This window comes from Streptomyces purpurogeneiscleroticus, from assembly GCF_020024005.1.
Taxonomy (GTDB): Bacteria; Actinomycetota; Actinomycetes; order Streptomycetales; family Streptomycetaceae; genus Streptomyces; species Streptomyces purpurogeneiscleroticus.
On record NZ_NHSG01000107.1, the window covers coordinates 1 to 22,295 of the forward strand.

A 22,295-nucleotide genomic window follows, 5' to 3' on the forward strand; every position below is an offset into this window, starting at 1 on the left:
CTCCCGAACGGACAGCTCCTGCAGACGGGCCGCGGCCAGCTCCCGGCCCCCCTCTCCCGCTGGGCTGCGTCCGAGCGTCGCGGACTCCACGAGCAGCGAGGCACCCCCATGGCACCAGGCCCTGCGCACCGCCATCGGCTGGAGCCACGAACTGTGCACCCCGGCCGAGCGGCTGTTGTGGGCCCGGCTGTCCGTCTTCGCCGGCAGCTTCGACTCCGGGGCGGCCGGCCGGGTCTGCGCGGGTGTGCACCTTCCGTACGAGGACATCCCCGGCCTGCTGAGCGCGCTGGCGGAAAAATCGATTGTGATCTGGGCGCCGACCGCGGGCGGAGACCGCTACCGCATGCTCGACACCCTCCGCGAGTACGGTGCGGCCTGGCTGCGCCGCCTGGGCGAGGAGGACCGGCTGCGCCGGCGCCACCAGAACTTCTACCTGGCACTGGCCCGCCGTGGCGACACCGCCTGGATCGGGCCCGACCAGTACGCCTGGTATGACCGGGCGAACAGTGAGCACGCCAACTTCCGTGCCGCGCTGGAGTACACCCTGGCCCAGCAGGACGGGCTCACTGCGCTGGATCTGGCCGGGGCGCTGTGGTTCTTCTGGTACCCCTGCGGACACCTCAAGGAGGGACAGCACTACCTGGAACGGGCCCTTGTCCTCGGCGTCGATCCCAGCTTCGCCCGCGACAAGGCCCTGTGGGTCTGCAGCATGGTCCTGTTGTGCCAGGGCGATGCCGCGGCCGGCGCTGCCTGGGCCGGCCAGTGCGTCGCCGAGGCCGAACGGCTCGGTGACGACCACGTGGCCACTACCGCCCGGGGGTGCTTGCTGGTTGCGGCGACCATGCTCGGCGACCGGCCGCGGGTGTTCTCCCTGTCGGCACAGCTGCTCGCCACCACCTCGCCGGAGAACGGTGCGCTCCTCGAACCGCTGCCCCTCGCCAGGCTGCTGGCCCGGGTGCTGGCAGGCAATGCGCTCACCGTCGAGGGCCGTCCCGAGGAGGCCATCGCCATGCTGGAGGAAATGCGCACCGAGTGCGGGCGGCACGGCGAGCAATGGATGCGTGCCTACGGCGACGTCATGCGCGCACATGCCGAACTGGCCTGCCACCGGCCCGAGGCCGCGCTGCGCTACGCGCGGGCGGCCCTGGAGGTCAAGCGGCGGCTGCACGACAGCCTGGGGTGCGCCTTGGCCCTGGACGTGCTCGCGGTGGCCACGGGCGCCGGCGGGCAGAGCGAGCGTGCCGCCTGGCTGCTCGGGCTGGCCCAGCACACCTGGGACACCATCGGCCTGCCCCAGGCGGGCATCCCGGAATTCGTCGCCGCCCGCCGGTCCTGCGAGCGGCAGGCCCGCGACACCTTGGGCGACCGCGCCTACAAGGCCACCTTCCACACCGGTTACGAAACCGACCTCGATACCGGCCTCGCATACGCGCTCGATCCTCCGGAGCCTCCAGGCGCCATTCGGCGCAGCGTGGGTAACGGAGAAGGGTGAGGATCGCTCTTCAAGGCGACCGTACAGCCGGTAAGCCTGTTCCTGTCTGCAGAAGGTTTTCATTCGAGGTGCAGCCCGAGTCGGCCCACTGCAAAGGCACACACCCGCATTACTTCGTCAGCACCGGGAGGAGGGAGGCCAACGGTGTCGATGCCAAGACGATGGCGCGTCGGGGCATGCGCGGTAATCGTCATGTCGCTGGCCGGCGGTTGCGCGAGCCTGGACGAACGTCGCTCGGCCGCATCGGAAGCCGCACGCGGATTTCATCGAGCGCTCAGTTCGACGAATGGCGTGGCGGCCTGTGGCGCATTGGCTCCGGGCACACGTGAGGAGCTGATCAAGGAGTCCGGCACCGGATGCCCTCGGGCAGTACTGGAGGAGCAGGCGGCCTTGGCCGATCGGGTCCGGCAGGTGGACGTCTACGGACGGCAGGCTCGTGTGGTCCTCACGGGAGACACCCTTTTCCTTGCCCGTTTCCGTACCGGCTGGAAGGTCACTGCGGCCCACTGCACTCTTCGGCCCGGTCAGCCGTACGACTGCGCGGTCAAGGGAGGGTGACGACGATGCGTTTGCTGTTCACGCTGTGCGTTCTGGTCATTGCCACGGGGCTCGTCTATTTCGCGACGCTGGGGGTGCTGCACCGATGAACGCACGCCGCAAGTTCCTGCGGGACAACAGCCTGGGCATCTTCTTCGGTGCCGCTTTCGTGGCTGCCCTCATCGGTCAGGCTTTCGCCGGACAGGCCGAGTACAACAACCAGCTCACGACCCAGGATTTTGCGCCGGTCGGTTTCTGGACCTACGTCAGCACGTCCGACTTCGCCGTCGACGTCCTGGAGAACTGGCAATCGGAATACCTCCAGTTCTTCCTGTACATCTTCCTCACGGTGTGGCTGGTGCAGCGTGGTTCGCCCGAGTCCAAAAGCGTTGACCGGAGAGGCCGGGGGACGGAGAAGGAGCAGCGCATGGCTGCTTACGCCCATGCCGCCTCACCTCGCTGGGCTTCGATCGGCGGCGTACGGCAGTGGGTCTTCTCGCAGTCGCTCGGATTGATGATGGGAGCCGTCTTCGTGCTCTCCTGGCTGGCCCAGTCCATCAGTGGGGCGTCCGCCTACAACGAAACGCGCCTGCAGGACCGACAGCCTCCGGTCAGCTGGTCCGACTACCTGTTCTCCGCGGAATTCTGGAGCCGTACCCTGCAGAACTGGCAGTCCGAACTGCTGGCCATCGCCTCCATGGTCGTCCTCTCCATCTATTTGCGCCAACGCGGTTCGCCGGAATCGAAGCCGGTCGGCGCACCGCACTCCTCGACCGGAGTCGAAGGCTGACCTCGCGTCCTCGGCCGGCACGCCTTCACTCCAGCGTCGCCAGGAGAGCCCGGCACGTCTGGCGGACACCCACTGTCACCGGTGGCGGCATAACAGGTGAAAGCCCGTACATCGCGGGAAAGGCGGGCGTTTGCCGCGTTGCGGGCGGTGGTAACCCTGTGGCGCACGCCCGGCGGCCTGCCGGGTCCGGACGTCCGGCACCCGCCGGGCCGGCAGAAGACCGTCGAAGGAGACAGTGCCGTGGCCTCGAAAGCCGACTCGCAGCTCAGCTATACGGTTCCGGGCATGAGCACCTCCGAGGGTTCGGAGGTCATCCAGCTGCTGCGGATGCGGCTGCACGCGCTCAACGACCTCGCCCTCACGCTCAAGCACGTCCACTGGAACGTGGTCGGCCCGCACTTCATCGCCGTGCACGAAATGCTCGACCCGCAGGTCGACGCCGTACGCGACATGATCGACACCACCGCCGAGCGCATCTCGACGCTGGGCGGCGAGCCCGCCGGTACGCCCGGCGTCATGGTCGCCGAGCGCACCTGGGAGGACTACGCGATCGGGCGGGCCGAGTCGATCGAGCACCTGGGTGCGCTGGACGTGGTGTACACGGGCATCATCGAGGACCACCGTCAGGCGGTGCGCGCCACCGACGAGCCCGACCCGATCACCCAGGACATGCTCATCGAGCAGCTGCGCAGCCTGGAGCTGTTCCAGTGGTTCATCCGGGCGCACCTGGAGAACTCCGGCGGCAAGCTGAGCACGGCCCGGCAGACCAGCGAGACGGACGCGGCGCGGGCTGCGAGCAAGCAGGCCCGCCAGCAGCCGTGAATCGTTTTTCACCCACCGCGCCCGGCAGGCGATGCGCCTGCCGGGCGCGGTGCTGTGTATGACCGTAACTTGCGTACGCGCCCTTGACGCTCCCTTTCATGGCGGCTTAGCTTAGCGAGCACTGAAACGATTCAAGTCGAGGTGAATGATGCCGAGCACGCCCGACCCGTCCGCCGTGAAGGCCGCCCTGAAGGCCCAGGTGATCGAGACACCGTCCTGGGGTTACGGAAACTCCGGCACCCGCTTCAAGGTGTTCGCGCAGCCCGGCGTCCCCCGCGACCCGTACGAGAAGCTGGACGACGCGGCGAAGGTGCACGAGTTCACCGGCGTCGCCCCCCTGGTGTCGCTGCACATCCCGTGGGACACCGTCGAGGACTACGGGAAGCTCGCCGAGTACGCGGCGGAGCGCGGGCTGACGCTCGGCGCCATCAACTCCAACACCTTCCAGGACGAGGACTACAAGCTCGGGTCCGTCACCCACCCCGACCCGGCCGTCCGCCGCAAGGCCACCGACCATCTCCTCGCCTGCGTCGACATCATGGACGCGACCGGGTCCCGGGACCTGAAGCTGTGGTTCGCCGACGGCACCAACTACCCGGGCCAGGACGACATCGCCGCTCGCCAGGACCGGCTGGCCGAGGCGCTGGCCGAGGTGTACGAGCGGCTCGGGGACGACCAGCGGCTGCTGCTGGAGTACAAGTTCTTCGAGCCGGCCTTCTACACCACGGATGTGCCGGACTGGGGCACCTCGTACGCGCACTGCCTGAAGCTCGGCCCGAAGGCGAAGGTCGTCGTGGACACCGGGCACCACGCGCCGGGCACCAACATCGAGTTCATCGTTGCGTTCCTGCTGCGCGAGAAGAAGCTCGGCGCGTTCGACTTCAACTCCCGTTTCTATGCGGATGACGACCTGATGGTCGGTGCGGCCGATCCGTTCCAGCTGTTCCGGATCATGCACGAAGTCATCAAGAACGGCGGGCTGGAGGCCGCGAACGGGGTCAACTTCATGCTCGACCAGTGCCACAACATCGAGGCGAAGATCCCGGCTGTCATCCGGTCTGTCATGAACGTGCAGGAGGCGACGGCGAAGGGGCTGCTGGTGGACGGCGGGGCGCTGCATGCCGCGCAGCGCGGCGGTGACGTGCTGGCGGCCAATGCGGTCCTGATGGACGCGTACAACACGGATGTGCGGCCGTTGCTCGCGGAGGTGCGGGGGGAGATGGGGTTGGACCCCGATCCGATGGCGGCGTACGGGGCCTGCGGCTGGCAGGAGCGGATTGTGGCTGAGCGGGTTGGCGGTCAGCAGGCCGGGTGGGGCGCCTAGGCGGCTGCCGGGATCTTTTTGTTGGCGACTGCGGGCCGTTTGTGGCTGGTCGCGCCCGCGCGGCGCAGCCGCAAATAGAACCGCAGCCCCGCGCCCCTGAGGGGGCGCCTTCTCTCCCCGTACGTCACCTGCTGAAGGACTGATCACGTCATGACCACGCACGCTGAAGTCAGCGCGCTCCTCGCACGCTCCCACCGCCTCGGCTCCGACCCCCGTAACACCAACTACGCCGGTGGCAACGCCTCCGCCAAGGGTGTTGCCACCGACCCCGTCACCGGGCGGCCCACCGAGCTGATGTGGGTCAAGGGCTCCGGCGGTGACCTCGGTACGCTCACCGAAGCCGGGCTGGCCGTGCTCCGGCTGGACCGGGTGCGCGCGTTGACCGAGGTGTACCCGGGCGTGGAGCGCGAGGACGAGATGGTTGCCGCGTTCGACTACTGCCTGCACGGCAAGGGCGGTGCCGCGCCGTCGATCGACACCGCGATGCACGGCCTGGTGGACGCGGCACACGTCGACCATCTGCACCCCGACTCCGGTATCGCGCTGGCCTGCGCCGCCGACGGCGAGAAGCTGACCGCCGCGTGCTTCGGCGACAAGGTCGCCTGGGTGCCGTGGCGGCGCCCCGGCTTCCAGCTCGGCCTGGACATCGCCGCGATCAAGGAGGCCAACCCGCAGGCGGTCGGCGTCATCCTCGGCGGCCACGGCATCACCGCGTGGGGCGCCACCTCCGAGGAGTGCGAGCGCAATGCCCTGTGGATGATTCGTACCGCGGAGACGTTTCTTGTCGAGCAGGGAAAGGCGGAGCCCTTCGGGCCGGTCGTCGACGGGTTCGGAGCGCTGCCCGAGGACGTGCGGCGGGAGCGGGCCGCCGCGCTCGCGCCCGTGCTCCGGGGGCTCGCCTCGACGGACAAACCGCAGGTCGGTCACTTCACCGACACCGAGCCGGTGCTCGACTTCCTCGCCCGCGCCGAGCACCCCCGGCTCGCCGCGCTCGGTACCTCCTGCCCCGACCACTTCCTGCGTACCAAGGTCCGCCCGCTCGTCCTCGACCTGCCGCCGGCCGCCCCGCTGGACGAGGTGATCGCCCGGCTGAAGGAGCTGCACGAGGAGTACCGGAGCGAGTACCGCGCCTACTACGAGCGGCACGCCGGGCCCGACTCCCCGCCGATGCGCGGTGCCGACCCGGCCATCGTCCTGATCCCCGGCGTCGGCATGTTCAGCTACGGCAAGGACAAGCAGACCGCGCGCGTGGCGGGCGAGTTCTACCTCAACGCGATCAATGTGATGCGCGGCGCCGAGGCGGTGTCGACGTATGCGCCGATCGCGGAGGCGGAGAAGTTCCGGATCGAGTACTGGGAGCTGGAGGAGGCCAAGCTGCGACGGATGCCGGCGCCGAAGCCGCTGGCCACTCGGATCGCGCTGGTCACCGGCGCAGGGTCGGGCATCGGTAAGGCCGTCGCGCACCGGCTGGCCGCCGAGGGCGCGTGCGTCGTGGTCGCCGATCTGAACGCGGAGAGCGCGGCCGCGGTGGCCGAGGAGCTGGGCGGCGCCGACAAGGCCGTCGCGGTGCCGGTCGATGTCACTGATGAGGGGCGGATAGCCGCCGCGTTCCAGGCCGCTGTGCTCGCCTTCGGGGGCGTCGACCTGGTCGTCAACAACGCGGGTATCTCGATCTCCAAGCCGTTGCTGGAGACCACCGCGAAGGACTGGGACCTCCAGCACGACATCATGGCCCGCGGCTCCTTCCTCGTCTCCCGCGAGGCCGCCCGTGTGATGACGCAGCAGGGGATGGGCGGCGACATCGTCTACATCGCGTCGAAGAACGCCGTCTTCGCGGGCCCGAACAACATCGCGTACTCCGCCACCAAGGCCGACCAGGCGCACCAGGTCCGGCTGCTCGCCGCCGAGCTGGGCGGGCACGGCATCCGCGTCAACGGCGTGAACCCGGATGGAGTGGTGCGCGGCTCCGGCATCTTCGCGGGCGGCTGGGGTGCGCAGCGCGCGGCGACGTACGGGATCGAGGAGGAGAAGCTCGGCGAGTTCTACGCCCAGCGGACCCTGCTCAAGCGCGAGGTACTGCCGGAACACGTCGCGAACGCGGTGTTCGCGCTCACCGGCGGCGATCTCACGCACACCACCGGACTGCACATTCCCGTCGACGCCGGCGTCGCCGCCGCGTTCCTGCGCTGACGCGGAGGCGACGTGACCGGCACCCTCTCCTTCGCCGCCGTGGATCTCGGCGCCACCAGCGGGCGCGTGATCCTCGGCCGGGTCGGCCCGGACAGCCTCGGCCTCACCGAGGCGCACCGGTTCCCCAACACCCCGGTACGGCTGCCCGACGGGCTGCACTGGGACGTGCTCGCGCTGTACCAGGGCGTACTGGACGGACTGCGCGCCGCTGCGAGGGCCGACGGCGTGGCGTCCGTCGGCGTCGACACCTGGGCGGTGGACTACGGGCTGCTGGACGCCGACGGCGCGCTGCTCGGCCAGCCGTACCACTACCGGGACGGGCGTACGGAGGGCGCCGCCAAGCGGGTGTGGGCCAAGGCCGGGCCCGAGGAACTGCATGCCGTCAGCGGGCTGCAGCATCTGCCGTTCAACACCGTGTACCAGCTCGAAGCGGCCCGCGGCAGCGCGCAGCTGGCCGCCGCGCGCACCCTGCTGCTGATCCCGGACCTGCTCGTGCACTGGCTGACCGGCGCGGTCGGCGCGGAGGAGACCAACGCCTCCACCACGGGGCTGCTCGATGCCCGGACCGGCGCCTGGTCCGCCGCGCTGCTCGACCGGCTCGGCATCGACCCGGCCCTGCTGCCGCCGCTGCGCCGCCCCGGCGAACCGGCCGGGACGCTGCTGCCGCACGTCGCCGAGTACACCGGACTGGCCGCGGCGACTCCGGTGACCACCGTCGCCTCCCACGACACCGCCTCCGCGGTCGCCGCCGTGCCGGCCACGGAGCCCGGCTTCGCGTACATCTCCTGTGGCACCTGGTCGCTGGCCGGGCTGGAGCTGGACGCGCCGGTGCTCACCGAGGAGTCCCGGGCCGCCAACTTCACCAACGAGCGCGGCATCGACGGGACGGTGCGCTACCTGCGCAACATCATGGGCATGTGGCTGCTGGAGGAGTGCCGCCGCACCTGGGCGGCGCAGGGCTCGCCCGCCGCCCTGTCCGACCTGCTGGCCGAGGCCGCGCGGGAGGAGCCGTTCGGCGCGCTCGTCGACCCGGACGCGCCCGAGTTCCTGCCGCCCGGCGACATGCCCGCACGGATACGGAGCTTCTGCCGCCGCACCGGACAGCGTGTCCCGGAGAGCCGGGGCGCCGTCGTCCGCTGCATCCTGGAGAGCCTGGCCCTGGCCCACCGGCGCACCCTGCGGCAGGCCGCCGCGCTCGCCGGGCGGGAGATCCGCACCGTCCACCTGGTCGGCGGCGGCAGCCGCAACGAACTGCTCTGCCGGCTCACCGCCGACGCCACCGGACTGCCCGTCGTCGCGGGCCCCGCCGAAGCCACGGCGCTCGGCAACGTCCTCGTCCAGGCCCGCGCCCACGGCCTCGTCCCCGACCGCGCCGCGATGCGCCGCCTGGTCGCCGCCACCCAGCCGCTGCGCCGTTACGAGCCGCGCGGCGACCGGGCCGCCTGGGACGCCGCCGCGGCCCGCATCGGGGTGGCCTGAGCGGCGGGCATTGGCCCGGACGAGGTGCGGAGCGGCCTGGTCCGTTTTCACCGCTCGCCTTCAGGGGCACCCCTGACTCCATGAGAAGCACGGAGGGTACGGGCGACGCGGATACCACCACCGCGCTGACCCTGCACATCAACGGCGAACGCCGGGCGCAAGTCGTCGACAACCGCACCACGCTGCTCGACCTGCTCCGCGAGGACGTCCGGCTGACCGGCGCCAAGAAGGGCTGCGACCACGGCCAGTGCGGAGCCTGCACGGTCCTGCTCGACGGCCACCGCGTCAACTCCTGCCTGGTGCTCGCGGTGGCCGCCGATGGTGCGGAGGTCACGACCGTCGAGGGCCTGGCGAAAAGGGATGCGCTGCACCCGCTCCAGGAGGCGTTCATCGCGCACGACGGCTTCCAGTGCGGCTTCTGCACGCCCGGCCAGATCTGCTCCGGCGTCGGGGCGATCGCCGAGGCACAGGCCGGCTGGCCCAGCGCGGTGACGCCCGACGGCGCGCCGGACGGCCCCGTGGAGCTGACCGGCGGCGAGGTACGGGAGCGGATGAGCGGCAACATCTGCCGTTGCGGCGCGTATGTGAACATCGTCGAAGCGGTACGGGAGGCGGCCCGGTGAAACCCTTCCGCTACGAGACGGCCACCGACCCCGCGACCGCCGTCGACCTGCTCTCCCGCGCACCGCGCGCGGCCTTCCTCGGCGGCGGCACCAACCTCGTGGACCTCATGAAGCTCGGCGTCGAGGTGCCCGAGATGCTGGTCGACGTCAGCCGGCTGCCGTTCGACGACATCACCGAGACCGCCGACGGGGGACTGCGGGTGGGCGCCACCGTGCGCAACAGCACCCTCGCCGTGCACCCGGCCGCCCGCGAACGCTACCCGGCACTCTCCCAGGCCCTGCTGGCCGGCGCCTCGCCCCAGCTGCGCAACCTCGCCACGATCGGCGGCAACCTGCTGCAGCGCACCCGCTGCACGTACTTCCAGGACATCGGCAAGCCGTGCAACAAGCGGCGGCCCGGCTCCGGCTGCCCCGCACGCAGTGGTATCCACCGCGACCTGGCGGTCCTCGGCGCCTCCCAGCACTGCGTGGCCACCCACCCCTCGGACATGGCGGTGGCCCTGACGGCCCTCGACGCGCAGGTGCACTGCGTCTCCGCCGACGGCGAGCGGACGCTGCCGGTGGCCGAACTGCACCGGCTGCCGGGCGACACCCCCGACCAGGACACCGTCCTGCGGCACGGCGAGCTGATCACCGCCGTGGAGCTGCCGCCGCCGGTGCCCGGCGCCCGCTCGGCGTACCGCAAGGCCCGGGAACGCGCCTCGTACGCCTTCGCACTCGCCTCGGCCGCCGCCGACCTGAAGGTGAGCGACGGCAACGTCGCGCACGTACGGCTCGCGTTCGGCGCGCTCGCGGCCAAGCCGTGGCGCGCCCGCGCCGCCGAGGCGGCGCTGCTCGGCCGGCCCGCCACCGAGGAGTCCTTCGGCCGGGCCGTGGACGAGGAACTGGCGGCCGCCGAGCCGCTGCGCGACAACGGCTACAAGATCCCCCTGGCCCGCGGGCTGGCCGTCGCGCTGCTGACGGACCTCGCGGGCACGCACGCGGAGGGTGCGCGATGACAACCTTGCCCCGGACCCTGGGCGCGGACACCGCACGGCTGGAGAGCCGCGAGAAGGTGACCGGCACCGCGCGGTACGCCGCCGACCACGCACGCCCCGACGGCCTGTACGCCTGGGCGGTGCCCGCCACCATCGCCCGCGGCGAGATCACCGCCGTCGACACCGGTGCCGCGCTCGCCGACCCCGCCGTCGTCACCGTGCTCACCCACGAGAACGCACCCCGGCTCGCCGAGGGCGACGACCCCACCCTCGCCGTCCTGCAGTCCCGGCACGTGGCACACCGCGGCCAGATCGTCGCGCTCGCGGTCGCCACCTCCCTGGAAGCGGCCCGCGCCGCCGCGACCGCGGTACGCCTGGACTACACCTCCGAGCCGCACGACGTCCTCCTCACCGCCGAGCACCCGGGCATCTACGCGCCCGAGACCGCCAACGGCGGCCACCCCGCCGACCGTGTGCGCGGCGACTTCGACGCGGCCTACGCCGAGGCCCCCGTACAGCACGACGCCGTCTACGAAACCCCGCCGCTGCACAACCACCCGATGGAGCCGCACGCCGCCACCGCCTGGTGGGAGGGCGAGCGGAAGCTGTGCCTGCACGACTCCAGCCAGGGCTCCTCGACCGTCCAGCAGATGCTGGCCCAGCTCTTCGCACTCGGCCCGGACCAGGTGCTCGTCACCAGCGAGCACGTCGGCGGCGGCTTCGGCTCCAAGGGCACGCCCCGCCCCCACGTGGTACTCGCCGCCATGGCAGCGCGCGTCACCGGCCGCCCGGTCACCCTCGCCTTCGCACGCCAGCAGCTGCCCGCCGTCACCGGCCACCGCGCCCCGACGATCCAGCACCTGCGCATCGGAGCCGACCGCGACGGCCGCATCCAGGCCCTCGCGCACGAGATCACCACCCAGTCCTCCACGGTCCAGGAGTTCGTCGAGCAGGCCGCGGCGCCCAGCCGGACGATGTACGTCTCTCCGGTCAGCCGCAGCACCCACCGGGTCGCCCGGCTCGACGTGCCCACCCCCTCCTGGATGCGCGCGCCCGGCGAATGCCCCGGCATGTACGCGCTCGAATCGGCCATGGACGAACTCGCCCTCGCCTGCGGCCTGGACCCCATCGAACTGCGCGTACGCAACGAGCCCGACCGCGAGCCGGACTCCGGCCGCCCGTACAGCAGCCGGCACCTCGTGGAGTGCCTGCGCGAGGGCGCCCGCCGCTTCGGCTGGCAGGACCGCGACCCGCGCCCCGCGGCGCGCCGCGACGGCCGGCTGCTGCTCGGCACCGGCGTGGCCGCCTCGACGTACCCGGTGATGGTCGCCCCGTGCCACGCCGAGGCGCACGCCCGCGCCGACGGGCTGATCGACGTCCGCGTGAACGCCACCGACATCGGCACCGGCGCCCGGACCGTCCTCGCTCAGATCGCCGCCGACGCGCTCCGACTGCCCATGGACCGGGTCCGCATCCGCGTGGGCTGCAGCGAACTGCCCGAGGCCCCGGTGGCCGGCGGCTCCTCCGGCACGTCCTCGTGGGGCTCGGCGGTGCACAAGGCGTGCGACGGACTGCGGCGCGCGCTGGAGGAGCACAGCGAAGTACCGGCGACGGGCCTGACGGTCGCCGCCGACACCACCGAGGAGAGCAAGAGCGGCAAGGAGTACGCCCGGCACGCGTACGGCGCCCAGTTCGCCGAGGTACAGGTGGACACCGCGACGGGCGAGACCCGGGTGCGGCGCCTCCTCGGCGTCTTCGCCGCGGGCCGCATCCTGAACCCGCGCACCGCCCGCTCGCAGTTCCTCGGCGGCATGACGATGGGCCTCGGCATGGCCCTGACGGAACACAGCACCATGGACCGCGAGTTCGGTGACTACGCGGAACGCGACCTGGCCATGTACCACGTCCCGGTCTGCGCCGACGTGCCGGACATCGACGTGCACTGGATCGAGGAGCAGGACCCGCACCTGAACCCGATGGGCTCCAAGGGCATCGGCGAGATCGGCATCGTGGGCACGGCGGCGGCGGTTACCAATGCGGTGCACCATGCGACCGGTGTGCGGGTCCGGGCGCTGCCGGTCACGCCGGATTCCTTGCTGCCGCACCTCTGATGTATTCGGGGTGACGGTGCGTCAGGAGTGTGGCAGGGCGGCGGCGAAGCGGGTCGCTATGGCCGCCGGGGCGGTGATCGCGCCACCCACGACGACACCCCACGCGCCCGCCTCGATCGCCGCTGCCGCCTGCTCCGGGGTGTGCAGCCGCCCCTCGGCGAAGACGGGAACGTCCAGTCGCCCGGCCAACTCGGCAACCAGCTCCAGGTCGGGCCCCGGCTGCTGACGGCTGTACGGCGTGTAACCGGACAGGGTCGTGGAAACCACATCGGCACCGAGCGCGGCCGCCGCCACACCCTCCTCCACCGTGGACACATCGGCCATCAGCAGCGCACCGAGTCCATGCACCGCTTCCACCGTCTCGCGCAGTGGGCGGCCGTCCGGGCGCGGGCGGCCGGTCGCGTCCACGGCGACGATCTCGGCCCCGGCCTTGGCGACCGCCTGCGCGTGCCCCGCAGTCGGTGTGATGTAGACGCCTTCGGCACCGTCCTTCCACAGCCCGATGACCGGCAGGCCGACCACGGCCCGTACGGCACGGATGTCGTCCACGCCCTGCACGCGTACCCCCGCGACCGGCGCCCCCGCGGTCACCGAGGCGGCCATCGCGGCGATGTGCTCCGGGGCCCGCAGCGGGTCTCCGGGCGGCGCCTGGCAGGAGACGACCAGTCGGCCGCGCAGCCCGTTGAGCAGCGTACGGACACGGTCGGCGGGCATCGTGGTCCGGCTCGGGCCAGTGGTTTCGGTCACGCCCTGTCCTCGTCCTTCGTGTCGTCGGCTGCGCGGTGCTCCCATAGCAGCGCCGCGGCACCGATCACCGCGGCGCGGGGCCCGAGCGCGGCGGGCACGGGCCGTACCCCGGCGGGCCCGGGCAGCAGTTCGGCGGCGAACGTCTCGGTCAGCGGAGCCCAGAACGGGGCGCCGATGGAAGCGACGCCACCGCCGATGACGACCCGTTCGGGGTCCATGGTGTTGACCAGTCCGGCCAGCGCGCGGCCCAACGCACCGGCGCCCTCGGCGAGGGCGGTCCGGGCGGCCTCCGCGCTGGTATCGGAGTCAGCCAACGCCGCGACCGTCCGCAGGTCGTACACGTCCGCGTCCCCGGCCAGCTCGCGGAACCGCGCGGTGATCGCGGGCCCGGAAGCGACGGCCTCCAGATGTCCCTTGCGGCCGCAGTTGCACGGCCGCCCGGCGGCCTCCGGCACCGCGATATGGCCGAACTCGCCCGCCGTCCAGTGCGCACCGCGCAGCAACCGCCCGCCGGTGACCAGCCCACCGCCGATGCCGGTGCCCACACTCACGTACAGCGCGGACGCGCAGCCCGCACCGGCGCCATAGGTCTGCTCGGCCAGCGCGAAGACGTTCGCATCGTTGTCGGCGGCCACCGGCAGCCCGAGGCGGGCGCTCAGCTCCTCGTTCAGGCGGGTGCCCGCCCAGCCGGGGAGCAGCGCGTTGGCCGAGCGCACCACGCCCCGGTCCCGGTCGACGACCCCGCCGGTACCGATGCCCAGCCCCTCCGCGCCGTCCCACCCGGGCAGTTCGCGGACGGTCGCCGCAATGGCGTCGAGCACCGCGGTGCGGCCCTGCGCCGCGGGAGTGGGCCGGACAAGCGTGGCCGTCAGCGCACCGTCCGCCGACACGACACCGGCAGCGATCTTCGTCCCGCCCACATCGACGCCGAGCAGCGTGCGCGGCTCCCGAGCGGCCGTCATGACTGCGCCCTGCGGACGGTGAAGCGGATGTCGTAGCGGTCGGCGCGGTAGATCGTGGTCGTCGCCTCGACCGGGGTGTCGCGGCGGTCCAGGCCGACCCGCTGCACCCGCAGCCCCGAACTGCCGAGGGGCACGCCGAGCAGGGCCGACTCCGTGTCGTCGAGGTCGACGGCCCGGATGATCTGGTCGGCCGAGCGGATGTCCAGCCCGTACCGCTCGTTGAGCAGCGCGTAGAGCGAACCCGTCAGGTCCTCCTCGACGAGCCCGGGGACACGGTCGGCCGGGAAGTGCACGTTCTCCAGGCACATGGGGGAGCCGTCGGCGAGCCGCAGCCGGGAGACGCGCACGACATCGGAGTCCGGCGCGACACCGAGCCGCTCGGCGAGCTGCCGGCCGGCCCGCACCGTCCCGGCGGCCAGCAACCGCGAGGCCGGTTCGAGGTTCCGCTCGGCCATGTCCTCGGAGAACGAGGTGAGCGTGAGCGACTTCGAAACGACGGGCGGGGCGACGAACGTCCCCGCACCCTGCACCCGGTACACACTCCCCGCCGCCTCCAGAGCGTCCAGCGCCTGCCGCACGGTATTGCGCGAGACCCCGTGCTGCGTGGCGATCTCCCGCTCCGTGGGCAACGGGGTATGCGGGGGAGCACCGGCCATCTCCTCCTGCAGCGCCACCCGCAGCTCCTCGTGCTTGGCCTGTCGGGCCACGCTTCACCTTCCCCATGGGAGTCCACTGGGTACCACGATAGGTACCAACCAATAGGAAGGTAGCACGCCACTATCCTGACCGATGCTGCTCACTGTAGAGAATTGGTACCATCCAATCGGCTCGCGGCCCGCTCGGCCTCCACCTGCTCCAGGGGCTTGCCCGCCGTGTTGGGCATGAACAGGCCGATGACGCCGCAGAGGAGGAGCGAGGCGGTGAGGAAGGCGGCAACCGGCGCGATGCCGGTGCTCGCCAGCGCGGGGACGAAGAACGACCAGACGCCGAGGACGACGCGGGACGTGCCGAAGGTGATGCCCTGCGCGGTGCCGCGCAGCATCGTCGGGAAGACCTCCTGGCTGATGGTCTTGTAGACGGCCTCGCCCGCCATGGCCTGCCCGACGCCGAAGAGCACCACGTTGAAGACGATGACGGGGAGGGTGAAGGGCAGGAAGAGGAAGACGCCGTACGCACAGACCTGCATCACCGAGCCGACGATCCACATCACCTTGCGGTAGCGGTGGCCGCGGTCGGCGTAGCGCATGTAGACCGCGACCGTACCGACGATCACCAGCGCGAAGCTGGCGCAGGACAGGGCGACGCTGGTGGCCTGGCTGCCCGCGCCCAGGCTCTGGACCATGTACGGGGTGAAGATGCCGTTCGTGCCGGCCGCGAGGTTCCAGAAGAGGTAGATGCCGCCGGTGAACAGCAGCGCCCGCAGATGCGCGCCGCGCAGCAGCTCGCGGACCTTGGGGCGGGCCGCCGCGCCGCCCTTCGCCGCGCTCCGCCAGACTGCCGACTCGACCATGCCGCGGCGCAGCGCGTACGTCACGAGTGACACCACGAACAGGTGCAGGAAGACGATGCGGATGCCGAGCAGGCCGAGGTCCGAGAGGGCCCAGGCGAGCAGCAGTACGACCACCGGGCCGAGGCTCCAGGTCACCTGGGTCATGCCGAGCAGCTTGCCGCGCGCCTTGGCCGGGGAGAACTCGCCGACCAGCGCGAGTGAGGTCGGCACGTCCGCGCCGACGGCCAGGCCCACGATGAAGGTGCCGGTGAACAGCATCAGCGGGTTGACCGCGAAGGCGATGAGCAGGATGGCCGCCGCGTACACGAGCAGGTCGTACTGGTAGATGCGCTTGCGGCCGAGCTTGTCGCCCAGCCGGCCGCCGATGAAGGCGCCGATCGCCGCGCCGATGGCGTTGGGGCCGATGGCCGTCAGCGCGCCGAGACCGCTCTCGGAGAGCCCGAAGCGGTCCTGGAAGAGGGCGAGACCGGAGCTGAGCGCGACGATCGACCCGGCGTCGAGATAGGACGCCATGCCGGCCAGCCCGGTCCACTTCCACTGCTGCCGCGAGACGGCGCCGTCCCCGGCCGCCCCGTCGGCGCCGGACTGCGTGCTCGTGCCCTGCACGGATGTCACCTGGACTCCTTCGCCCCTCGCATGTTTGAAACGACTCAAACCATGGAGGGGAGGGTCGCTGGAGTCAATAGGTGGTGCGGATTTTTGCGTTGAAACCTTTCAGTCGGGTCTGGGTGGGTCGGTTTGCCGTCAGAGGTGTCGCGAACTGTGCCTCGGGAGGGGCGCATTGTGGCGCTGACCTGCGAAAAAGAGCGCTCTGGAGGGGTGTTGGAGCTGGCTGAAATCGACTAAAATAGAAGCAGTGTTCGAGGGAGCTCACGGGGGGTCCGGGGCTCTCGACCACGACAGGAGGGACCCTGTGACGGCTGCCGCAATGTCTTCGACGCGCCCGCTGTTCGACCTGCCGTACGCCCCGCTCGCGAAGAAGCCGCTGCCTGCAGGCCGGCCGCGCGAGTGGTACATCGCTCACAACCGCCGGCTCAAGGCCATGCGCCTGGCCATCGCCCTGCTCGACTCCGGTGTGCACACGCCGGACCGCGCGCCGAACCGACTCATCCGTGACACCGCCGCGCTCGTCGGCATCCACCGCCCGTCCGACACCACCTGCCACATGGTCCGCACTCTCATGCGTTACACCCGCTGACGCGACCGCCGATGCGGAGGGGCGGGCCGGTCTTCCGGCCCGCCCCGTCGTTGTACGCGGCACGTTCCGTGTCACGTCAGGTGGGGGAGAAGTCCCAGTTCGCGGGCGCGGCGGACGGCGGCGGTCCGGCGGCTCACGGACAGCTTGCGGTAGACGCTCTTCAGGTGCGTCTTGACGGTGTTGACCGAGAGCTGGAGTTCGGCGGCGATCTCGTCCGTCGCCATCGTGCGCGCCAGCTGGGCCAGTACGTCCAGCTCACGTCTGCTGAGTGCCACGACCGGCTGCCGGGCGGTGCCGTCGTCACCGGCCGGGGGCGTTCCCTTGCCGGCCGGGAGCGCCCTGTTGTGGGCCGGGGACGCCCCGTTGCGGGGCGGGCCGGTCCAGGCGCGGACCATCTGGAGCGTGGCGTGCGAGGGGTCCCCGGGGCCGGACGCGGGCAGCGGGGGCCGTTGCGCGGTCGCGGCGAGTTCGGCGGCGGCCCGGAACCGCCCGCGGAGCGCTTCCAGGAAGGCGAGTTCGACGAGGCAGTCCCGGCGGAGCGCCCCGCTTCCCGCGGTACCGGCCGCCCTGAGCCCTGTCGTCAGTGCGCTCTCCGCCGCCGTCAGCCGGCCGCGCCGCAGCTCGGCACCGCCGCGGACCAGCTGGATCAGGGCACGCAGTTCGGGGCGGTCCGCCTGGGCCTCGCGGGGGAGGAGCGCGAAGAGGCGCTGTGCCTCGGCCGCCGCGGCCGGCGCCGCCCCGGGGTCCCGGGTGCGCTCGAGTTGTGTACGGATCACCGCGTGCGTGAGGGCGAGCCGGGCCCGGAGGGCGTGGTCGGCGGGCGTTTCCGTACCGGCGAGCAGGCGCTCCGCTTGCGTCAGGGCGGTGGCGCAGGCCGTCATGTCTCCGTGCGACAACGCGCTTGCCGCGGCGACGAGTGCGGTCTCGGGGGTGCCGTCGGCACCGCATGACGCACTTCCGGCTGCGGCGTGCGGGAGTTGAGTGGGCGTCAGGCCCAGTACCTGCCCTATCGCCAGGTGGTGGACGATCAGGCGGTGCGCGTACGGACGGTCGTCCGCGGCGAGTGCGTGGTGCACCGCCTCGGGAAGCGGGCCGTTGTCGCTCAGCCAGGCCGCTGCCCGGCGGTGCAGTTCGGCGGTCCGCCCCGGGTGCTCGTCGAGCAGCCGGCGGCGCAGCGCCTCGCCGGTCATGCGGTGGTACCGGTACCAGCCCTGCCCGCACGCCTCCAGGGACGCGTGCTCGCCGGCCACCGCGGTGAAGTGTCGGCCCGCCCGGTCGCCCGCCACCGCGGCGGCCAGTGCCGCGTTCACCCGGTCCAGGATGCTCGTCGTCAGCAGCAGGTTGCGCACTTCGGCCGACTGCCCCTCCAGTAACTCCTCGACGAGGTAGCCGACGACCGCGTCGTCCGCGCCACTGAACCGCGTCGCGTACCGCTCCGGATCGGGCCGCCGCGCCAGGGCCAGGGCGGCGAGCCGCAGCCCCGCGGCCCAGCCCTCCGTGTGCTCGCGCAGCGACGTCACGGCGCGGCGGGGGAGTGTCATGCCGTGGAGCGCGAGCAGCGCCGCCGTCTCCCGGTCGTCGAAGGCCAGCGCAGCGGTGCGGAGTTCGGTGAGGTCGCCGGCGAGGCGGTGCCGGTGGAGGTGCAGCGGCGGGTCCCCGCGCGCCGCCACCACCAGCCGCAGCGCCCGGCCGGCGTGCGCGAGCAGGTACGACATCCCGGCGGCGCACGGCGTGCCGGCCCCGGCCCGGAAACCGTCCAGCACCAGCACCACCGGCCCGCGCCGGGCCGTCAGCGCCTCGGTCAGCCGGGCGGCCGTTGTACGGGCGTCGCCCAGCGGGCCGGGCCGTTCTCCGTCCAGTACCGCGTCCTCGTCCGGTACGGCAACGCCCGCCGTCCCCAACGCCCGTGTCACCCGCGCCCAGAAGAGGCCGGGCGGCTCCGGCGCGTCGTCACACGTCACCCAGGCCACCGGGCCCGGTGCGGCACCCGCGTGCGCCCACTGCGTCAGAAGCACCGACTTGCCGGCTCCCGGCGGGGCGATCACCACGGTCAGCGGGCCGAGTACGCCGGCGGAGAGCCGCTCCACCAGGCGGGGCCGGGGAACGAGGCGTGCGCCCGGGGACTCGCCCATCGCCGGCCCCTCGCTTCCCGGTGGCGCTCCTGGAGCCGCCCTCGACGGTGCCAGGCGGACGACTCCGCGTCGCTGTTGGAGCGGATGTGTCCGACGAGTGTGCCGTCTCTTCGTGCGCACGGCAGCCCGTGCGGACACATCTCACTCCGGGGGCCGGGTCGCGTTCCTCCACACGCCGGGTGCCGCCCGGTGCCTTTGCCGGGTCGGTCAGGTCCCCTGGAGGGCGGAGATCAATTCCTCCTCGCGGTCCTTGGTGAGCGAGGTACGGAGGACGGTGGGGTTGAACGGGCGCAGCGCCTCCCGCACCCGGTCCGGCGTGGACCGCCGTACGAGGGCGAACACCGCGGCGCGCCCGGGTTCCAGCGTGCGGGCCACTTCCTTGATGAATGCGTCGTTTATCCCGACGTCGGTGAGCTTGCCGACGGCCGCGCCCGAGGCGGCGCCGACGGCCGCGCCGAAGACCGGCATCAGAAACAGCGTTCCCAACAGCGTTCCCCACAGGGCGCCGCCGGCCGCCCCCGCGGCGGTGGTGTGGTACGTCTGCTCCACGCGGATCTTGCCGTCCTGGGTCCGCCACGCCAGCGCGGCGTCCTCCAGGTCGAGCAGCTCCTGGCGGGAGAGTTCCTTGCCGAGCCGCATGACGGCCTCGGCCTTCTCCTTGTCCGGGAAACCGAGCACGACGAGATCGGTCATCGCAGCCTCCTACGGATCTGATCCGGCGTCCCATTGAGCCGCCGCGCGCGCCGGGCCGCGTCACCCGGAACGGGTGAAGTACGCCCGTGCCAGTCGTGGACGACGACGCTGGCCACCACGAGATCCTGGAGCGACCGGCCGTGCCGGCTGACCGGTATCCAGAGCAGGCCCCACGGGAACGCCACGCACAGCGCCGCCCGCAACAGCGCGCGGCCGGGCCCGAGCGGCCGTCCCGACCGCGCGGCCACCCGCAGCCCCATCAGCCGGGCTCCGGCCGTACGGCCGGCCGTCAGCCAGCCTCCCGCGAGATAGCCGACCGCGAGGGCGGCACCGCACGCGGTGCTGATCCGGGGCGGCAGGTGCGGGAGCGCGAACGGCGGCCCGGCGACCATGAAGCGCACGGCCCCGGCGGCCAGCAGCGCGGCGAGCCCGATGCCGAGTACGGCGAAGGTGTCGATCAGCGCGGCAACGGTACGGGACACCAGTCCCGCCGCCCGTCCCTGCATCCGGACCGGATCGTCCTGCCGCCGGGGCCCGGTCACGGCGGCGCGTGGTCCCTGCCGTCCCTGCGCAGCAGCCGGTCAGCGGCCCGGTTCACCAGGCGGTCGGCGTGCATGGCCTGGAGGCGGACCGCGTCGACGGTTTCCTCGGCCATCCCGCCGCCGGTCTCCCGTACGATCCGGCCGAGATCGATCTCCCGGAGCACCTGCTCGGTGAGTGCGACCAGGTCGATCCTGGCCACTATCGCGTCGATGTCGACCCGGTCGGCGATCCTGCGCACATCGACGCGGTCTGCCGCCGCGTCGAGATCCAGCCGCGCCGCCACGGCGTCGACATCGACCCGGGCCACCACCGCATCCAGGTCCAGCTGTTCCAGCACGGGGACCACCACGGTACGGACCAGTACCCGGACCGCCGTACGTTGTGCCGTACGGAGAGGCGTACGCGCCAACTCCCGTACGGTACCGGCCACTTGGGCCACGCCCGCCGGTACGGCCCACCGTGCCGCGGCCCGGCCCCAGGTGACGGCGCAGCCGCCGGCGTGTCCCTTCACAGGGGCATCGCAGCACGCCCGCCGGGGCCCGGCCTCCTCCGCAGCGGGTGACCGGGCGGGGCCCGGTGGTCAGCCGACCGGCAGCCGGCTGCTGATCTTGTGCGTCCTGCGGGCCGTGCGGGCGCGTAGCGCCGCCTCGCGGCGGGCCTGGTGTGCCGCGTGCCGGCCCTGCCAGGCGAGGGACGGCTTGCCGTGGGTGTCCGCCGAGGCGATGAGCAGCCCGCCGAGCATGGAGAGGTTCTTGAGGAACTGGATGCGCTCCTGGGTGCGCGTCCCTTCGTCCTCGGCCTCCCAGAACCGGTGCCCGGCGAGGGTTGTGGGCACCAGCGTGGCCGCGATGGCCAGCGCGGACATCCGCGGGAAGCGGCCGATCGACAGCAGGGAGCCGGCCACCAGCTGCACGCCGCCACTGATCCGGACGAGCTGCTCGGTCTGTTCCGGCATCCAGGGAATGCGCTGGGCGATCGGCTTGGCGATCGGCTCGGCGATCGGGACCAGGGGTTCGGGATTGCGCAGGGTCTGGAGGCCCTGGATGACATACGTCGAGGCCAGCATGGGCCGGGCGAGAAGTCGCAGTACAAGCATGGCCCACGAGTGCCCCTTCCGGCCGGACCTCATCCCTCGCTTCCGCACGCGCCCCTCGGATGGGGCAAACCACGGCCCGTCCGGTTGCGCACACCGCTCGGTCACCCTTCACTCTCCGCCCCGCACCGTCTTTACTTCAGTCGTGACTTACGAGATCCGCGCCCTTCCCGCCGGAGTCGCCGGCCCGCCCCGGGACGACCGGGCCGGCGGCGCTGTCGTGGCCGTCAGCGACCTGCACGTCCGGTACAAGGAGAACCGCGACATCGTCGAGCGGCTGGAACCGGCGTCGGCCGACGACTGGCTGCTGGTCGCCGGGGACCTCGGCGAGTACGTCGCCGACATCCGCTGGGCGCTCGAACGGCTCAGCAGCCGCTTCGCCAAGGTCGTCTGGGTGCCGGGCAACCACGAACTGTGGACCCCTGCCAAGGATCCGGTGCAGCTGCGCGGCGTCGCCCGCTACGAGCATCTGGTCGGAATCTGCCGGGAGTTGGGGGTCGTCACCCCGGAGGACCCCTATCCCGTGTGGGAGGGCGCGGGCGGGCCCGTGGCCATCGCGCCGCTCTTCCTCCTCTACGACTACACCTTCCGCCCGCCGGGGGCGGACACCAAGGAGGCGGCGCTCGCCGCCGCCGAGGAGGCGGGGGTGGTCTGCACCGACGAGCTGTTTCTGCATCCGGACCCGTATCCGACACGGGAGGCGTGGTGCGCGGCCCGGCTGGCGGCGACCGAGGCGCGGCTGGCCGCCCTTCCGGACGGGCTGCCCACCGTGCTCGTCAATCACTTCCCGCTCGTCCGCGAACCGACGCGGCCCCTGTGGTACCCGGAGTTCGCGCTGTGGTGCGGTACGGAGGCGACGGCGGACTGGCCGCGCCGGTTCCGCGCCACCGCCGTCGTGTACGGCCATCTGCACATTCCCCGGCTCCTGATGTGGGACGGGGTGCCCCATCAGGAGGTGTCGCTCGGATATCCCAGGGAATGGCGGCGCCGTTCCGGCACGCCGGGCCGCCCCGTCCAGATCCTTCCCGCTGTCCCCACCACGACCGCAGCGGCCACTGAGACCGCCACCACC

At 72.1% G+C, this 22,295-nt stretch carries 20 protein-coding genes; 11 read left to right on the plus strand and 9 right to left on the minus strand.

Annotation, left to right across the window (positions count from 1 at the left end; all coding sequences use genetic code 11):
• The 9 genes from CCS38_RS04760 to CCS38_RS04800 form a co-directional block, all read left to right on the plus strand.
• A partial coding sequence (locus tag CCS38_RS04760) for an ATP-binding protein (RefSeq protein ID WP_443742948.1) occupies nucleotides 1-1,492 on the plus strand: 1,492 nt, incomplete at its 5' end.
• Nucleotides 1,493-2,135: 643 nt separating this feature from the next.
• Nucleotides 2,136-2,819 carry a DUF6766 family protein gene (locus tag CCS38_RS04765; RefSeq protein WP_223731930.1) on the plus strand — a complete coding sequence of 228 codons (684 nt, stop codon included), beginning with the start codon at nucleotides 2,136-2,138 and terminating at the stop codon, nucleotides 2,817-2,819.
• Between the two features lie 285 nt (nucleotides 2,820-3,104).
• On the plus strand, nucleotides 3,105-3,641 hold the full coding sequence (locus CCS38_RS04770) for a Dps family protein (RefSeq protein ID WP_223731931.1): 537 nt from the start codon (nucleotides 3,105-3,107) through the stop codon (nucleotides 3,639-3,641).
• Between the two features lie 148 nt (nucleotides 3,642-3,789).
• A complete protein-coding gene (rhaI, locus tag CCS38_RS04775; protein WP_223731932.1) occupies nucleotides 3,790-4,965 on the plus strand; it encodes an L-rhamnose isomerase in 1,176 nt (391 codons plus the stop codon).
• A gap of 150 nt (nucleotides 4,966-5,115) precedes the next feature.
• Nucleotides 5,116-7,155 carry a bifunctional aldolase/short-chain dehydrogenase gene (locus CCS38_RS04780; RefSeq protein WP_223731933.1) on the plus strand — a complete coding sequence of 680 codons (2,040 nt, stop codon included), beginning with the start codon at nucleotides 5,116-5,118 and terminating at the stop codon, nucleotides 7,153-7,155.
• Nucleotides 7,156-7,167: 12 nt separating this feature from the next.
• Nucleotides 7,168-8,634 carry a rhamnulokinase gene (locus tag CCS38_RS04785; RefSeq protein ID WP_223731934.1) on the plus strand — a complete coding sequence of 489 codons (1,467 nt, stop codon included), beginning with the start codon at nucleotides 7,168-7,170 and terminating at the stop codon, nucleotides 8,632-8,634.
• An 80-nt stretch (nucleotides 8,635-8,714) separates the two neighbouring features.
• Nucleotides 8,715-9,257, plus strand: a complete 543-nt coding sequence (locus CCS38_RS04790) for a 2Fe-2S iron-sulfur cluster-binding protein (protein WP_223731935.1) — start codon at nucleotides 8,715-8,717, stop codon at nucleotides 9,255-9,257.
• A complete protein-coding gene (locus tag CCS38_RS04795; protein ID WP_223731936.1) occupies nucleotides 9,254-10,255 on the plus strand; it encodes an FAD binding domain-containing protein in 1,002 nt (333 codons plus the stop codon). The genes CCS38_RS04790 and CCS38_RS04795 overlap by 4 nt, the downstream gene beginning before the upstream one ends.
• Nucleotides 10,252-12,345, plus strand: a complete 2,094-nt coding sequence (locus CCS38_RS04800; RefSeq protein WP_223731937.1) for a xanthine dehydrogenase family protein molybdopterin-binding subunit — start codon at nucleotides 10,252-10,254, stop codon at nucleotides 12,343-12,345. Before CCS38_RS04795 ends, CCS38_RS04800 begins: the two co-directional genes overlap by 4 nt.
• A gap of 21 nt (nucleotides 12,346-12,366) precedes the next feature.
• Here CCS38_RS04800 and CCS38_RS04805 read toward each other — a convergent pair whose 3' ends face one another.
• The 4 genes from CCS38_RS04805 to CCS38_RS04820 all read right to left on the minus strand — a co-directional run bounded on the left by CCS38_RS04805 (nucleotide 12,367) and on the right by CCS38_RS04820 (nucleotide 16,179).
• The gene (locus tag CCS38_RS04805) at nucleotides 12,367-13,059 is read right to left on the minus strand and encodes an N-acetylmannosamine-6-phosphate 2-epimerase (protein WP_223731945.1); all 693 of its coding nucleotides are present in this window, start codon (nucleotides 13,057-13,059) and stop codon (nucleotides 12,367-12,369) included.
• A 29-nt stretch (nucleotides 13,060-13,088) separates the two neighbouring features.
• Nucleotides 13,089-14,054 (minus strand): ROK family protein, encoded by a 966-nt coding sequence (locus CCS38_RS04810; protein WP_223731938.1) that lies wholly within the window; start codon nucleotides 14,052-14,054, stop codon nucleotides 13,089-13,091.
• Nucleotides 14,051-14,761, minus strand: a complete 711-nt coding sequence (locus tag CCS38_RS04815) for a GntR family transcriptional regulator (RefSeq protein WP_223731939.1) — start codon at nucleotides 14,759-14,761, stop codon at nucleotides 14,051-14,053. Before CCS38_RS04815 ends, CCS38_RS04810 begins: the two co-directional genes overlap by 4 nt.
• Before the next feature lie 89 nt (nucleotides 14,762-14,850).
• Nucleotides 14,851-16,179 carry an MFS transporter gene (locus tag CCS38_RS04820; protein WP_223731940.1) on the minus strand — a complete coding sequence of 443 codons (1,329 nt, stop codon included), beginning with the start codon at nucleotides 16,177-16,179 and terminating at the stop codon, nucleotides 14,851-14,853.
• 313 nt (nucleotides 16,180-16,492) lie between these two features.
• On the opposite strand from CCS38_RS04820, the gene CCS38_RS04825 reads away from it, so the two are divergent.
• Nucleotides 16,493-16,762: a hypothetical protein gene (locus CCS38_RS04825; RefSeq protein WP_051831192.1), complete on the plus strand. Its 270-nt coding sequence runs from the start codon at nucleotides 16,493-16,495 to the stop codon at nucleotides 16,760-16,762.
• Nucleotides 16,763-16,833: 71 nt separating this feature from the next.
• Here the strand turns inward: CCS38_RS04825 and CCS38_RS35250 are convergent, their stop codons facing one another.
• The 5 genes from CCS38_RS35250 to CCS38_RS04855 form a co-directional block, all read right to left on the minus strand.
• Complete coding sequence (locus CCS38_RS35250) at nucleotides 16,834-18,894, minus strand: LuxR family transcriptional regulator (protein ID WP_263301699.1); 2,061 nt, start codon at nucleotides 18,892-18,894, stop codon at nucleotides 16,834-16,836.
• Between the two features lie 207 nt (nucleotides 18,895-19,101).
• Nucleotides 19,102-19,587, minus strand: coding sequence for a DUF1269 domain-containing protein (locus CCS38_RS04840; RefSeq protein WP_223731941.1), 486 nt, complete (start codon nucleotides 19,585-19,587; stop codon nucleotides 19,102-19,104).
• The gene (locus CCS38_RS04845) at nucleotides 19,584-20,129 is read right to left on the minus strand and encodes an RDD family protein (protein WP_223731942.1); all 546 of its coding nucleotides are present in this window, start codon (nucleotides 20,127-20,129) and stop codon (nucleotides 19,584-19,586) included. The genes CCS38_RS04840 and CCS38_RS04845 overlap by 4 nt, the downstream gene beginning before the upstream one ends.
• Nucleotides 20,126-20,641 (minus strand): hypothetical protein, encoded by a 516-nt coding sequence (locus tag CCS38_RS04850; protein ID WP_223731943.1) that lies wholly within the window; start codon nucleotides 20,639-20,641, stop codon nucleotides 20,126-20,128. The genes CCS38_RS04845 and CCS38_RS04850 overlap by 4 nt, the downstream gene beginning before the upstream one ends.
• A gap of 69 nt (nucleotides 20,642-20,710) precedes the next feature.
• Nucleotides 20,711-21,226 (minus strand): DoxX family protein, encoded by a 516-nt coding sequence (locus tag CCS38_RS04855; RefSeq protein WP_223731944.1) that lies wholly within the window; start codon nucleotides 21,224-21,226, stop codon nucleotides 20,711-20,713.
• Between the two features lie 142 nt (nucleotides 21,227-21,368).
• Between CCS38_RS04855 and CCS38_RS04860 the strand changes: the two genes are divergently transcribed.
• The coding region (locus CCS38_RS04860; protein ID WP_372456992.1) for a metallophosphoesterase family protein at nucleotides 21,369-22,295 on the plus strand (927 nt) is incomplete at its 3' end.